We start from the raw sequence: 14,259 nt of genomic DNA on the forward strand, positions 1-14,259 counted from the left end.
GGATGCTGGATGTTGAAGCGGTGTGTCAGTTCCGCACAGACCCGGTGCAGGAAGGCATCGTCGGTGCCACCGGGCCGGACCAGATGGGCCGTCAGTGCGGTCTCACTGGTGCTCATCGCCCATATGTGCAGGTCGTGGACCTCGCTCACGCCATCGAGCCCTGCCAGATAGTCGCGCACCGCGCCAAGCACGATGTCGCGCGGCACCGCGTCCAACGCCAGGTTGACGCTGTCGCGCGCCAGCTCCCAGCTGCTGACGAGGATCACGAGGGCGATGCCGAGGCTCACGATCGGATCGATCCAGAGCCAGCCGGTCAGCATGGTGACGAGACCCGCCAGCACGACGCCCAGGGACACGCCGGCATCCGCGGCCATGTGCAGATAGGCGCCGCGGATGTTGAGGTCGCTATGGCGGCCGCGCATGAACAAGAGCGCGGTGGCCCCGTTGACGATGATGCCGACGGCGGCGACCCAGAGCACGGTGGCGCCGGCGACCGGCGCCGGCGTCTGCAGCCGGTCGACCGCCTCGACCGCGATGCCTCCGACCACCGCGAGTAGCAGCCCCGCATTGACGAGCGCGGCCAGGATCGAAGCGCGCCGATAACCATAGGTGTGCCGCTCGGTCGGCTGCTTGCCGGACAGCCACATCGCGCCCCAGGCCAGCAGCAGCGACATCACGTCGGACAGGTTGTGGACGGCGTCCGAGATCAGCGCCAGCGAATGCGCGGCATAGCCGAAGATGAACTCGACGATCACGAAGCCGGTGTTGAGCGCGACCCCGATGGCGAATGCCGCACCGAAGCTGGCCGGCGCGTGACTGTGCCCGGCATGGCCATGCGAATGATCATGGCCGTGATGATGAGAATGCGAGTGCGCCATCTGAAATTGTCTCCGGCGATCGCGCACCTGCCGATCGCCGCTGCCTTATATAGAGCGGCGGCAGACGGATACTATTACGTCGCGCCTTGCGCGCCGGCTCGGCCGATCCGCCGCAGAGTCAATCGTAGAACCCCGGTGCGAGCTTGAGGCCGTCACGCTGCGCCTTGTCGTGGTTGATCCAGAGCTGCGCCTTATCCTTGGCCAGTACGGTAGCGATCTTCTCCATCGAGGCTTGCGTCTGCTCCTTGCTGACATTCATAGCCGGCACGCGGCGGTTGTCCCAATTGCTTCTGAAGTGGACGGCATCGCCAGACAGCACGATCTCGCCGGTCTTCGGCAGCCTGACCAGCAGCGATTGATGACCCGGGGTGTGGCCGGGCGTCGCCAGGATGGTCACGCTGCCGTCGCCGAACAGGTCGCGATCCCCGTCCAGCAATGTGACGGGATGCTCCTTCTTGAAGCGGGGCCGGCCGTCAGCACCCGGCCAGTCATATTCGGCGCGCTGAACATAGAGCATTGCATCCGGAAACAGTTCGACATTGCCGATGTGATCGGGATGGGTGTGCGACACGGCGAGCACCTTGATGTCGGACGGCTTGACGCCGACCTGCTCAAGCTGCGCGATCAGCGTCTTGGGACGGCGCCAAGTCACGGCCTTTGGATCGGCCGGCGGCAGGCCGTCCGGCATCGATGCCACAGCATCGGGGATGCCCGTGTCCCACAGCATCCAGCCCTGCGCATGTTTGATCAGGTAGCAGTTGTCGACGAAGTCCATCGGCTGCCCCTCGTTGACGCCGGGCGACCAGCGGGAAATGTCGCCGGCCTGGCCCTCGCCGCAGTTGAGGATGTAGAGGCGCTCGACTCTGCCGGACTGGGCGTGGCTCGCCGCAGTCCACGATGCGGCTACGATCACTGCCGCCGTGATGGTTTCCACGATCCGCCTCACCTGGTTCCTCCCTTCTTTGCGGCCCTCTCGGCACCCGATTGACGAAACCTCCGCGCCGCCCAACCGGCAGAGCCGTGCTCGACCGCGGTCTTATCCGGACACCTGACGAGCGCTCAGACTGGCTCCCGCGGTCTCCCGTCCTACTCGATCGGCCGGTTGAACTTGTTCGACTTCGGGAGGCCTTGCGCGATCCGCCCGGCATCGGCGCGGTTGCCGCGATAATCGGCGAGCTCCTTCCAGGAGAGGCCCTGATCGCGGCCGGACGAATCCTTCCAGCCAAGCCCCTCCTTCTGATCGAAGGTCGCGACGTCCGACAGCTGGGCGCTGGTATATTTCTGCAGTCGCACGCCGCGGCCGCGCGCCATCTCCGGCACCTGGTCGAGCGGGAAGATCACCATCTTGTGGTTGGTGCCGATCACGGCGACCTGGTCGCCGGCCACGGTGGTGATCGCGCGCGCTTCCGCCGGCGCCGACACGTTCAGCACCTGCTTGCCCTTGCGGGTGGTGCCGACGCAGTCATCCTCGGTGACGACGAAGCCCTGGCCATCGGAGCTCGCCACCAGGAATTTGCGGCCGCCCTTGTTGACGAACATCGAGACGATCGAGGCGTCCTGATCGAGATCGATGAACATGCGGATCGGTTCGCCATGGCCGCGGCCGCCCGGCAGCTTGCCGACGTCGAGCGAGTAGAACTTGCCGTTGCTGGCGAACAGCAGCACCTTGGAGGTGGTCTCGGCAAAGAAGGCCTGGCCGAGCTGGTCGTCGGTCTTGAACGCCAGGTTGGAGAGATCCTCCACATGGCCCTTGAGCGTGCGCACCCAGCCCTTTTCCGAAACCACCACCGTGACCGGCTCGCGCTCGACGAACGCCTCCTCGATCGCGGCAAGGTCATGCTCGGGCGCGTCAGCGAAATTGGTGCGGCGCTTGCCGAGCGGGGTCTTCGGCCCGAACATCTCGCGCACGGTCTTGACCTGCTCGCCGACCTTGGCCCACTGCTCGGCCTCGGAGGCCAGCAGCGAATTGATGCCCTTCAGCTCCTTGCGGAGATCCTTGTCCTCGGTGCGGATCTCCATCTCCTCGAGCTTGCGCAAGGAGCGCAGGCGCATGTTGAGGATGGCGTCCGCCTGCACCTCGGTGAGCTTGAACCGCTTCATCAACACCGGCTTCGGCTCGTCCTCGGTGCGGATGATCCGGATCACCTCGTCGATGTTGAGATAAGCGATCAGGTAGCCGCCGAGGATCTCCAGCCGGTTCTCGATCTGCTTCTTGCGATAGTTCGACCGCCGCAGCAGCACGTCGCGCAGATGGTCGAGCCATTCGCGCAGGCATTCGGCGAGCCCCAGCACCTTGGGGATCTTGCCCTTCACCAGAACGTTGAGATTGAGCGGGATCTTGTTCTCAAGCTCGGTGAGCCGGAACAGCGATTCCATCATCAGTTCGGGATCGACGTTCTTCGATTTCGGCTCGATGACGAGACGGACGTCCTCGGCCGACTCGTCCCTGATGTCGCCGACCAGCGGCAGCTTCTTCTCGTTCAGAAGGTCGGCGATCTTCTCGATCAGCCGCGACTTCTGCACCAGATAGGGAATCTCGGTGACCACCACGACCCAGGTGCCGCGGGAGCCCTCTTCCTGCTTCCATCTGGCGCGAACGCGGAACGAGCCACGGCCGGTGGTGTAGGCCTCGGTGATCGCTTCCTTGGAATCGATGACGATGCCGCCGGTCGGGAAGTCCGGACCCTTGACCCAGCGGAGCAGCGCGCGCGACTTGGCTTCCGGCTTCTCGATCAGATGCAGGGCCGCATCGCAAAGCTCGGCGGCGTTGTGCGGCGGGATCGAGGTGGCCATGCCGACCGCGATGCCCTGCGCGCCGTTGGCGAGCAGGTTCGGGAAGCCGCCGGGCAAGACCACCGGTTCCTTGGATTGGCCGTCATAGTTCGGGCGGAACTCGACGCCGTCCTCGTCGATGCCGTCGAGCAGGAGCCGCGCGACATCCGTCATACGGGCTTCGGTGTAGCGGTAGGCAGCCGCGTTATCGCCGTCGATATTGCCGAAATTGCCCTGGCCGTCGACCAGCGGATAACGCGAGGAGAAATCCTGCGCGAGCCGCACCATCGCGTCGTAGATCGCCTGGTCGCCGTGCGGATGGAACGAACCCATCACGTCGCCGACGATCTTCGCGGATTTCTTGAAGGCGGTGCCGGGATCCAGCCGCAACAGCCGCATGCCATAGAGGATGCGCCGGTGCACAGGCTTGAGGCCGTCGCGCGCGTCAGGCAGCGCCCGGTGCATGATGGTGGAGAGCGCGTAGTTGAGATAGCGCTCCTCGAGCGCCTCGCGCAGCGCCACTTCGTGGATCTCGGCCGGTTCCGGCGGAATCAGGGTCTTGCCCATTAGCTCTACGCTTTCAGTGGGTTAGCTCATCGAATGAGCATTCTTGATCAACTTTGGACCACGCTTTAGGCGATCGGACGGCACGGTGCAATGTCGCGCGCCGCTGTTTCGGACCTGGAAAAGCGGCCGACAGGCGCCGCCTCCGGCCACGCGCGGCCTCGAAGTCCCGAATCAGCCTGCGCCCAAATTGCTGACATCGCCGGCCGGAGTCTACCCTCGCGCCCCCCGGCCTGGCGCGCGCCCGACTGGCGAGGTGAGCCGGCGCAAATGCCGTGCCGAGTTCAGCAAGGCCGCAATCGCTCTGCCCATTGCTCAATATTTGCACGTGGCCCGACAGTCCTGCATTCGGAACGTGCAAGTCCGGACTCGTCAGGCACCGCCTGATCAATGCGACCACGAATGCATGACGGTCATAATTTGAATCGCTCGTAACTATTTCCTGATCGCGGCATGACGCCTCAATCGCGTCTCTGTTGCTGAGAATGTCACCGATGTCAGCTAGGTTGGCAGCCGCGTCGTCCTTGCCATTGTTAAATGCTGAGGCGAGCGCAAGCGTGATACCCCGCTCCTTTAAAGCGGCACTTAAACAAGGAAGAAAGGCAAGTCCCCATGAGCTCAGGATTCGTAACGACATCCGACGGCACGCAGATTTTCTACAAGGATTGGGGCACCGGCCAGCCCATCGTGTTTCATCATGGCTGGCCGCTCTCGGCCGACGACTGGGACACCCAGATGCTGTTCTTCCTGCACCAGGGCTTTCGGGTCATCGCCCATGATCGCCGCGGCCATGGCCGCTCCAGCCAGACCGAGCACGGCAACGAGATGGACACCTACGCGGCCGACGTCGCCGCACTGGTCCAAAAGCTCGACCTGAAAGATGCCATTCATGTCGGTCACTCCACCGGTGGTGGCGAGGTCGCCCACTATGTCGCGCGCCACGGCAAGGGCCGCGTCGCCAAGGCCGCTTTGCTCGGCGCGGTGCCGCCGATCATGGTGAAGTCCGACAAGAACCCCGGCGGCCTCCCGCTGGAGGTGTTCGACGGCTTTCGCGCGGCGCTCGCCGCCAACCGCGCCCAGTTCTTCCTGGATATCCCGGCCGGACCGTTCTACGGCTTCAACCGGGCTGGCGCGAAAGTGTCGGAAGGCGTGATCCGCAACTGGTGGCGGCAGGCCATGATGGGCGGCACCAAGGCGCACTACGACTGCATCAAGGCCTTCTCCGAGACCGACTTCACCGAGGACCTCAAGGCGATCGACGTGCCGGTGTTCTTGATGCATGGCGAGGACGACCAGATCGTGCCGATCGACGATTCCGCCAAGATCGGCATCAAGCTCTTGAAGCATGGCACCTTGAAGACCTATCCCGGCTTCCCGCACGGCATGGCCACCACCCATGCCGACGTGATCAACGCCGATCTCTTGGCGTTCATCAAGGGGTAAACTACACACACGACGTCGTCCCCCGGCTCGGCCGGGGGACCCAGTATTCCAGAGGCCGTGATGTCGTACTGAGAGGCGGAGGCGTACTCGATCGCACGCCTCCGCAGGCCACGAGGGTCGAATGTGTGTCAGCGGGACGGCCTTGATCGGCATGCTTCCCCGTTCTCGCGACGCCATTCGCATCCGAGCTATCAACTTCGATCTCCCTCCAAACAAGTAGAGGGCGCAGGGAAGACCGGATGTCGGCTGACACCCGCGGCCCGCCTGCAGAAAAAAAGCAGGCGGCAGTTACCACAGGTTCAACCGGATCAACCGGCCTTCCCTGCGCGACGGTTTTAACGGCTGCTTCGTGCTCTCCCCGGGGACCGGCTTTTTTGTCCCCGTCATCGACGCGATGCGAAGCATCGTCGCCCATTTAGCGCCAGCACCGGGACGCCAGGACCACACGACTTGACCGTGCGTATCGCATCGTTCGTCCGCATGATCAGATCACGCTGCGAATAAATACGCCCACCGCTCCCCGCCCCGCGTATCGTGACGATCGCGCGTACGCCCCTCATGTCGGAGCAGGATGGAGCAAAGCTAGCACAATTTCTGAAAAAACGAAACACAAATCTTCAGACGATATCTCGAACGCTCTTGCGCCTTGAAGGGACTTGGAAAATCCACTTCTCCACGCGGCACGCTATCGACCTTCACCGGTGATAGGCGCACAACGCACCAGCGGACGTCCTTCCTTCATTGCCAACTTCGGCACCCTTCCGTCCTAGGGGCTTAGCTTCCGATCCATCTCGGCCTCTATTTGATTTGAGACGATCCGCCGATTTGCTCGACAAGACTTACCACGCGTAGTGCACGCCGAAGTCGCCCTTGACGCCGTCGCGCCTGCCGCCGTCAGTACTGTTTACTGCGACCTGGTAGCCGGCTTGGGCATAGAGGCTGAGGCCGGGAAGAATCTTCGCGCTGAGGCCTCCGGCGAACTCCAGCCGCGTCGCCTGCTGGAGCAAGGGCACTGCGTCGGCGCCGAACATTGTGGTCGCGTTCGCGCCCCAGTCACGCCAGACATTAGCGAGCGCATAGGGCTGCCATACGCGCCCGGCAGGGTCGTTGATGGTCCACTTGCCCCGCAAGCCCAGCCGCCCACTGGCGCCGGACGTGGTACCGAGCCCGACCTGGCCCAGGCCGTCATTGGCATGATCGAAGGAGACGCGCTGCCAGATGATCTGGCCCTCCGGCTCCAGCACGAAGCGCGGCCCGAACCAGGGTAGCGAAATCGGATAGCCCGCTTCCAGCGACGAGGCAAAGCCCGTCCCATTGGTCGGCAGTTTGGCAAACTGAGTGGTCGCATTGCCGGTGTAGAACGAACCTTGCAGCACGGCGTCGACGTACCAGCCTGTCGGGCCTAAGTGGGTCCAATAGGCTCCCACCGAGTAGGCATTGAGATTGAGCGAACCGGTGTGTTGCAGGATGTAGGCGGTTGCGGCCGCGTTGGTGACGAGGCCATCCACGCTCACACTGCCGTTGCCATAGCCGAAGTAGAGGCCGGCGGTGTCGCTGTGGCCAGGGATCAAACTGCCGCGCCAGACGTCGATCCCGGTCTGGAGGCCTGCCACCTGACCGGTGGCGCGCGGGTCGGCGAAGGCCTGGTAGTGATTATCGATCTGCTGGCCGAACAGGCGGCCCCAAACGACCTGTTGGCAGTTTCCGTACGCGATGTGTGGCGCTTTGGTGATCGGCGATGCTTTGATGATGAGGGCGTCGTCGGGTGTGGCATTCAAACAGGCGGCGTCCGCTGCGGCATCACCGACGCGCTCATGGAAGGTGCCGAGCGTGGTCAACCCCATCTGCCGGGCGATCGGCTGCACGACGCCGTAGGTGGCAAGCTCCGGCCCGATAATCGGCCAGATGCCGGGCGGCGGCGGCAATCCGCTGTCGGGGGCAGGATCAGGGGGCAGTTCATCCGGTGGCGAGATCGAGCCTCCGCCACCGTTGCCTCCGTTCCCGCCATTCCCTCCGAGAAAGTCCGAGCGCAAGAACCAATCATTCGCGACCGTGGGATCATTGCCGTTGAGGCTGCCTTGGAACAGGCGATAGTCGAAGGCGCCGGCGCGCACCTCGCCGGCGAGCGTGAAGGCGCCCGTCGTTGGGCTGCTACTAACCGACTGCACCACAAGAATGCCGTTTGCGGTCGTATAGGCGCCCGGACTGTTCGGACCCAGGATGATGTGCAGAAAGGTGTTGCCGATGGCCTGGGCCGGTCCGTCGGCAGAATTGATCGGCGTGCTGCCACCGATGACGAGCTTGTCCGACAACGAGTTGTCGGTCCCCAGATTCGTTCTCAGGTAAATGGAGCCCCCAAGACCATTGTAGGATCCGAAGACGGTGAGCTCATTACCAACGCTGTCGACGTTGCCATTAGCGATGATGATCCTGCCGGCGTTATCGATCGCACCCGCGGTCATCCCGATTGTGGTCGTGCGCCCCGATGTATCGAAAGTACCGTTGTCCGCGATCACAAACTTCGCTACGTCTCCGGTAGAAAAATTGACGAACTTGATGGTCCCGCCGTTGACGACACCAATGTCGACGATTGGCCTATTGGCCGGATTGCTGATCACGAAGCCTGCGCCGTTAACGGTGAAAGCAGTGTTGTTCTCCAAGCTCAGGAGATAGCCCGGTGCGGTGAAATTGAGGGTGCCGATCGATTGACTATTTTGGTCGCGGACCGTCATGTTGGTCGTGAGGCCCGTGAAGTTAGCAATGAGAAGCGGCACTGCATGGCTGCCTGCCTGGGTTTGCCAGTTGTTTTGATTGTTCCACTGATCTGTCCCCGTGCCGCCGATCCACGCCGCCGGCTCGTTGGTCGTGCTTAACGGCGTCTGGCCCGACGCGGGCGCGGCGAGGACAAGCGCAACGCTCGCTGGCAAGACAAGCCACGACAGCTGGCGCCATTTCGACAGCGCGCAACCGAGCAGCGACAAACCGCGTCGCCCGAAAGAAGCTGTAGTTGCGAAAGCGACGTACTCGGACACAGAGTTTGCGCACATTCGCCAGCCTCCGATCCCAATCCCGAACGAGAGATGAGGTGGCCGCCTGCCTTGGACGCACGAATGCCCTTGTCAGCGCTACCAGCGCGCTCTGGACGACGTGCTGCGTTCATTTTGCGCATCTTGCGTCAAACAGGCACCTCAATCTTAGATTGAGTCCGCATGCTATCCTATCGAGGTTGCGATATGTGTCGGGAACAACCAAAGGGTTTGCATTTTTGAACAAGTGTTGCGGCTCTGTCACGCAGCCTGGCATGCTGAACCAAGTTCCAATGTTTCACAGCGGCCTCAGCTCCCGGCATCCCGGGAATTGATTGTTTCCGCCTGGACTCAACGCCAGCTACTCCGGCTTTCATCCCATGGAAGACGCTTCGGCCGACACTCAAGTTGTTCGCTCATCGGACCTGACCGGCCGTCATCGCTCCGGAGCCGACGCGAGCTTCGCCCCGTGTCGGACCATCGATCATCTGCAGACAGCTGACGGCTTCCAAGACTGGGATCGATGCGAGCGGCTCGACGGGCCGCGGCAGTTCAGATCGAATTTGCTAATTCGATCCCGTGTCCGAACGAGCGCGCGAGGCAGTCAGGCTCCGCATTCTGACTTCCCTGTCAGAAACTGGCACATTTGTAAGTTGAAGCAGAGCCTGCCGGCGCCTCATCTGGTCCTCCTCGCGCGGCGCGACTATCGCCGCATGGTATGGAGGATGTTCCGATGACCAACAGGCTTCTCACCGGTATCGTTGCGGCGGCGTTCGCCGCTTCGCTCGCGATCGCCTCGCCCGTTCTCGCCCGCGGTGGCGGCGGCGGCTTTGGTGGCGGTGGCGGCCACGGCGGCGGTTTTGGCGGCGGCTTCGGCGGTGGCCATTTCGGCGGCGGCGGCTTTGGCGGTGGACATTTCGGCGGCGGCGGCATGCACGTGGGCGGCATGGGCGGCGCGCATTTTGGCGGACCGGCTTTCGGTGGCGCACGTTTCGGGGGCGCTCGCTTTGCCGGCGGGCCGATGGGAGCGCATGCGGCCTTCGCACCCCGCTTCGGCGGCGCGGGCTGGCATGGCGGGCACTTTATCGGTCGTCACGCCTTCTTCTTCCACCACCACCGCCGTTTTGCCTTCTTCGGCGCGCCATTCCTGTACGCCGGCTATGGCTATTATGACGGCTGCTGGCAGCGCAGCTGGACGCCCTGGGGCTGGCAATGGATCAATGCGTGCGGAGACACCTGGTACTAGCGCAGCGCGACTATATTGGTATCCTTCGGTTCTGACGTTCGCATACCTGTTTGCGACAAGTGACATGAACGTCAGAGCCGGGACACCAGAGCGCGATGGATCGGTCGAATTGCCGTCGCGCTCCAGATTTTTGATTGAGCATGATCTCCGCGCAAACGCGTTCCGCGTTTGTCGCGAGGGAAATCCGCATGGCACTTTTCCGGATCATGCTCCAGCTGCGGCCGCCGCGCGGAGTTGAACCATGACTGGAGGTCACCGCCGCATTCTCGTCGTCGAGGACGATCAGGAGACCGCCGGGCAGCTCGTCGAAGAGCTCACGGCCTCCGGCTACGAGGTCGATCTTGCCGCGAACGGTCGCGAGGCGCTCAGCCGCGGCAGCGAACGCGACTATGCCGTCATCACCATCGACCGCATGCTGCCTGATGTCGACGGCCTCGCGGTGATGCGTGAGCTGCGCGACGATGGCGTTGCGGCGCCGTTCCTGATCATCTCCGCGCTCGGCGAGGTCGACGACCGCGTGCGGGGCTTGCGCGCCGGCGGCGACGACTATCTGGTCAAGCCATTCTCATTCGTCGAATTGCTCGCGCGACTGGAGGCGCTCGGCCGCCGCAGCGAAACCATCGCCAAAGAGACGATCCTGCGCGTCGGCGATCTCGCCATCGACCTGATCCTGCGCAGCGCCAGCCGGCACGGCAAGAAGATCCCGCTGTTGCCGCGCGAATTCCAACTGCTCGAATATCTCGTCCGCAACGAGGGCCGCGTCGTCTCCCGCGCGATGCTGCTGCAGCACGTCTGGGACCTGCATTTCGATCCCTCCACCAACATCATCGACGTCTATGTCGGTCGTGTCAGACGCAAGGTCGACGACAGCCAGGCCTATCCGTTGATCCACACCATCCGCGGCGTCGGGTATTGCCTCCGTGCTCCTGGCTAAGACACTCAGATCATCGACGTTCCGCCTGGCGCTGATCGCGATCGGGATTTTCGGCGTAATCGTCGGAGCGATGATCGCCTATGTCTATTTCGGGACGCTGGCCTATGTGCACAGCCGGGTCGGCGATGTCGGCGATCACGACAGCTTCACAAGGACGATCGCGCTCGCGATGATCGCGGCGACGGGGCTGCTGCTGGTGCTGGCTGCCGTCGCCGCCGTGCTGGTGACGCGGCGGACGGTCGGGCGGATCGAACAGATCAACGCCACCAGCCGCGCCATCATGCTCTCCGGCCTCGACCAGCGAATTCCGCTGCGCGGCAGCCACGACGAATGGGATCGGGTGGCGGAGAATCTCAATCAGATGCTGGACCGCATCGAGACATTGATGAGCGAGGTCAAGCAGGTCGGCGACAACGTCGCGCACGATTTGCGCACGCCGCTCACGCGCATGCGCGGACGGCTCGAGAAGGCCTATCATGCCCCCCGCAACAACGAGACCGATGCGACGCTGATCGGCGACACCATCGCCGATCTCGACGCGGTGCTCGGCATGTTCACCTCCATCACGCGGATCTCGGAGATCGAGACCAGGGCGCGCAAGGGGGCGTTCCGCGAACTGAACCTGGTCGACATCGCAGGCGAAGTCGTCGAGCTCTACGACGCCGCGGCCGAACAGGTCGCGACGCGGCTCGGCCTTGCGGGTGACCGCGAGGTGAAGGTCACCGGCGACCGCGACCTCCTGTTCGATGCCATTGCCAATCTCGTCGACAACGCCGTCAAGCACGGCCGCGCGCACGGCCAGGTGACGGTGACCTGCACGACCAGCGATGGTGCAGCAGTGATTGCGATCGCCGACAATGGCCCCGGCATCCCTGCGGACCAGCACGACCAAGTGTTCAAGCGCTTCTACCGGCTCGAGCGGAGCCGTTACACGCCGGGCAATGGGCTGGGCTTGAGCCTCGCCGCCGCAGTGGCGCATCTGCATGGCGCCGAGATCTCGCTGCGCGACAATGCTCCCGGACTCCTGGTCGAGCTCCGATTTCCACCGCCGTCCGCGCAGTGAACCAAGACAGCCCCTGCCCTTGAGCTGCCGCGCGCAGCGTGCCGACCGTAAATCCACGGGGGGAACCTGCATCGCGCTCGCGGGTTCTCACTCCTGCAGGTCGTATTGCGTTATCGCCGTTGACGGGCTGACGACGGCCATTGCTGTTTGTCGCGCGAGCCAGGTTCGCGCCAGCAGGGTCCGGTCGCGGTCCATGCTGGAATGCGGACTTCGTACGATGAAGAACTTTTCCGACGCTGCTTTCTCTCCTGAGGTAATCGCGCTGATGACGGAGGCGCTCGGTGCGGCGGTAGCCGCATTGCCGGAGCCGGTCAGTTCAACCCATGTCACGCTGCTCGCCGAGGCGGTGCTGCGCGCCGCCAAGGCCGGCGAGCGCAACGTGGCCAACATGCAGCGGCTGGCGCTGCTCGAGCTGCAGATCATGCCGCGGGTGTAGACCGGCTCTCGGCGAGCTTCGCTTTTGCGAGAGAGGTCGTCGCTCGTCTCACGCCGCGGCCGATTGCGCCTGCGGCCAGGGATCGGCCCAGGCCGGCAACCGCATCAGGGTATCGAGCCAGCGGACGATGTTCGGAAATGTCTCGAGCGGCATCTCCGCATCGCGCCAGTCGGTCGCCATCGAGGCCAGCGCGAAATCCGCAATGGTGAGGCGGTCGCAGGCGACATAGGTACGCGACCGCAAATGACCGTCGAGCACGGCCGCGAACGTCTTCAGGTTCGGCACCTTCCCGACCAGCGCCGCGCGGTCAGGCGTGCCGAAGCCGAACGTTCGCTTGACGATGTGCTCGAAATAGAACGGCCCGACTGCGGGCGCCCAATGACAGTCGTTCCAGGACAGCCAGCGGATCACCTCGACCTGCTCCTGCGGATCGCGGGCCGGCCACATGTCGCAGCTTTCGCGGATGCAGAGATGGGCCATGATCGCGTTCGACTCCCATAGCACGAGGTCGCCATCGACCAGCACCGGCGCCTTCATGTTGGGGTTGAGCGCGGCAAACTCCGGTGTTTTCAACGCGCGGCTGGTCTCGATGAACTCCGCCTGCGCACCGAGATGCTTGACCAGCGCCAGCACGCGGCGCGGCGCCTGAGCCTTGATCCAGTAGATCTTCATGCCGGTTCTCCATCCGTGATGTCTCAAAGACGAACGGGGGTGGGCCAGATCGACATGACCCGCAAAAGTTTTTGGGAGGTAACCGGAGAGTGATGGCGCTCAAGCTTTCCGGATCGACAGCCGCTCTCGCCCAGACGGCAAGGTGAAATCCTGCAGCGGCCCGACCGGGACGATGCCGGTCGGATTGATGGTGCGGTGGCTCTCGTAATAGTGATGCTTGATGTGCTCGAAATTCACCGTCCCGGCGATGCTGGGCCACTGGTAGAGATCGCGTGTATAGGCCGAAAGATGCGGATAGTCGGCGATGCGGCGGATGTTGCACTTGAAGTGGCCGACATAGACCGCATCGAAGCGGATCAGCGTGGTGAACAGCCTGATATCCGATTCCGTTAGGCGCTCGCCGAGCAGGAACCGACGGGTCGACAGCCTCTCCTCCAGCCAGTCGAGCGTGGCGAACAGCGGTGCGACCGCCTCCTCATAAGCGCCTTGCGTAGTTGCGAAGCCGCATTTGTAGACGCCATTGTTGAGCGTGTCATAGACCCGCGCATTGATCGCGTCGATCTCGCCGCGCAGCGGTTCCGGGTAGTAGTCTCCGGGCGTGGCACCGATGCCGTCGAAGGCCGAGTTCAGCATCCGGATGATCTCGGCGGACTCGTTGTTGACGATGGTGCGCCGCTCCTTGTCCCACAGCACGGGAACAGTGACCCGGCCGGAATAGCGCGGATCGGCCGCGGTGTAGACCTGGTAGAGGAACTGCGCATGGTTGACGTCATCGGCGACGACGCCGGGACCGTCGGCGAAGGTCCAGCCCTGCTCGGCCATCAGCCAGTTGACCACCGAGACTGAGACCATCTCGTTAAGCCCCTTCAGGACCCGCATGATCAAGGTGCGGTGCGCCCAGGGACAGGCCAGGCTGACATAGAGGTGATAGCGCCCGGCTTCCGCCTTGAAGCCGCCGCTGCCGGTCGGGCCGGCGCTGCCGTCAGCGGTGATGAAATTGCGATAGGCCGAATCCTTGCGCACGAAGCGGCCGCCGGTCGCCCCGGTGTCGTACCAGACGTCGTGCCATTGGCCGTCGACGAGCAATCCCATGGCCACACTCCTTCACATCACGGCCGACCGGCCGCAGCGCGGCTGCCCTGGGCTCTCGGCGCCCTGCCGACCGGCCTTCGGGATGAGTACACGTCGGCCATGTACCGCGCCAGTGCGGCGCATCTTGAGTTCC

11 protein-coding genes are annotated in these 14,259 nt (G+C 63.6%); 5 read left to right on the plus strand and 6 right to left on the minus strand.

Annotation, left to right across the window (positions count from 1 at the left end; translation table 11 throughout):
- The 3 genes from BRAS3843_RS22495 to parC form a co-directional block, all read right to left on the minus strand.
- On the minus strand, window positions 1-878 hold an 878-nt coding region (locus tag BRAS3843_RS22495; protein WP_035982486.1), incomplete at its 3' end, for a cation diffusion facilitator family transporter.
- A 118-nt stretch (window positions 879-996) separates the two neighbouring features.
- Window positions 997-1,791 carry an N-acyl homoserine lactonase family protein gene (locus BRAS3843_RS22500; RefSeq protein WP_244425449.1) on the minus strand — a complete coding sequence of 265 codons (795 nt, stop codon included), beginning with the start codon at window positions 1,789-1,791 and terminating at the stop codon, window positions 997-999.
- A 173-nt stretch (window positions 1,792-1,964) separates the two neighbouring features.
- On the minus strand, window positions 1,965-4,217 hold the full coding sequence (gene parC / locus BRAS3843_RS22505) for a DNA topoisomerase IV subunit A (protein WP_008971358.1): 2,253 nt from the start codon (window positions 4,215-4,217) through the stop codon (window positions 1,965-1,967).
- Between the two features lie 609 nt (window positions 4,218-4,826).
- Here parC and BRAS3843_RS22510 point away from each other — a divergent pair.
- Window positions 4,827-5,657: an alpha/beta hydrolase gene (locus BRAS3843_RS22510; RefSeq protein ID WP_008971360.1), complete on the plus strand. Its 831-nt coding sequence runs from the start codon at window positions 4,827-4,829 to the stop codon at window positions 5,655-5,657.
- A gap of 839 nt (window positions 5,658-6,496) precedes the next feature.
- Here BRAS3843_RS22510 and BRAS3843_RS22515 read toward each other — a convergent pair.
- Window positions 6,497-8,638, minus strand: coding sequence for an autotransporter outer membrane beta-barrel domain-containing protein (locus tag BRAS3843_RS22515; protein ID WP_008971361.1), 2,142 nt, complete (start codon window positions 8,636-8,638; stop codon window positions 6,497-6,499).
- A 778-nt stretch (window positions 8,639-9,416) separates the two neighbouring features.
- Here BRAS3843_RS22515 and BRAS3843_RS22520 point away from each other — a divergent pair.
- From BRAS3843_RS22520 to BRAS3843_RS22535, 4 genes are all read left to right on the plus strand, one after another.
- The gene (locus BRAS3843_RS22520) at window positions 9,417-9,929 is read left to right on the plus strand and encodes a hypothetical protein (protein WP_008971363.1); all 513 of its coding nucleotides are present in this window, start codon (window positions 9,417-9,419) and stop codon (window positions 9,927-9,929) included.
- Between the two features lie 241 nt (window positions 9,930-10,170).
- The gene (locus tag BRAS3843_RS22525) at window positions 10,171-10,863 is read left to right on the plus strand and encodes a response regulator transcription factor (RefSeq protein ID WP_008971364.1); all 693 of its coding nucleotides are present in this window, start codon (window positions 10,171-10,173) and stop codon (window positions 10,861-10,863) included.
- Window positions 10,850-11,926, plus strand: a complete 1,077-nt coding sequence (locus BRAS3843_RS22530) for a HAMP domain-containing sensor histidine kinase (protein WP_008971365.1) — start codon at window positions 10,850-10,852, stop codon at window positions 11,924-11,926. Before BRAS3843_RS22525 ends, BRAS3843_RS22530 begins: the two co-directional genes overlap by 14 nt.
- Window positions 11,927-12,143: 217 nt before the next feature.
- On the plus strand, window positions 12,144-12,362 hold the full coding sequence (locus BRAS3843_RS22535) for a hypothetical protein (protein ID WP_008971366.1): 219 nt from the start codon (window positions 12,144-12,146) through the stop codon (window positions 12,360-12,362).
- A gap of 48 nt (window positions 12,363-12,410) precedes the next feature.
- Here BRAS3843_RS22535 and BRAS3843_RS22540 read toward each other — a convergent pair whose 3' ends face one another.
- Both BRAS3843_RS22540 and BRAS3843_RS22545 read right to left on the minus strand, forming a co-directional pair.
- Window positions 12,411-13,034 carry a glutathione S-transferase family protein gene (locus BRAS3843_RS22540; protein WP_008971367.1) on the minus strand — a complete coding sequence of 208 codons (624 nt, stop codon included), beginning with the start codon at window positions 13,032-13,034 and terminating at the stop codon, window positions 12,411-12,413.
- Window positions 13,035-13,133: 99 nt separating this feature from the next.
- Entirely contained in the window at window positions 13,134-14,126 is a 993-nt protein-coding gene (locus BRAS3843_RS22545) for a glutathione S-transferase family protein (protein ID WP_008971368.1), read from the minus strand.
- Window positions 14,127-14,259: the final 133 nt, after the last annotated feature.

It is taken from the genome of Bradyrhizobium sp. STM 3843, from assembly GCF_000239815.1.
Taxonomy (GTDB): domain Bacteria; phylum Pseudomonadota; class Alphaproteobacteria; order Rhizobiales; family Xanthobacteraceae; genus Bradyrhizobium.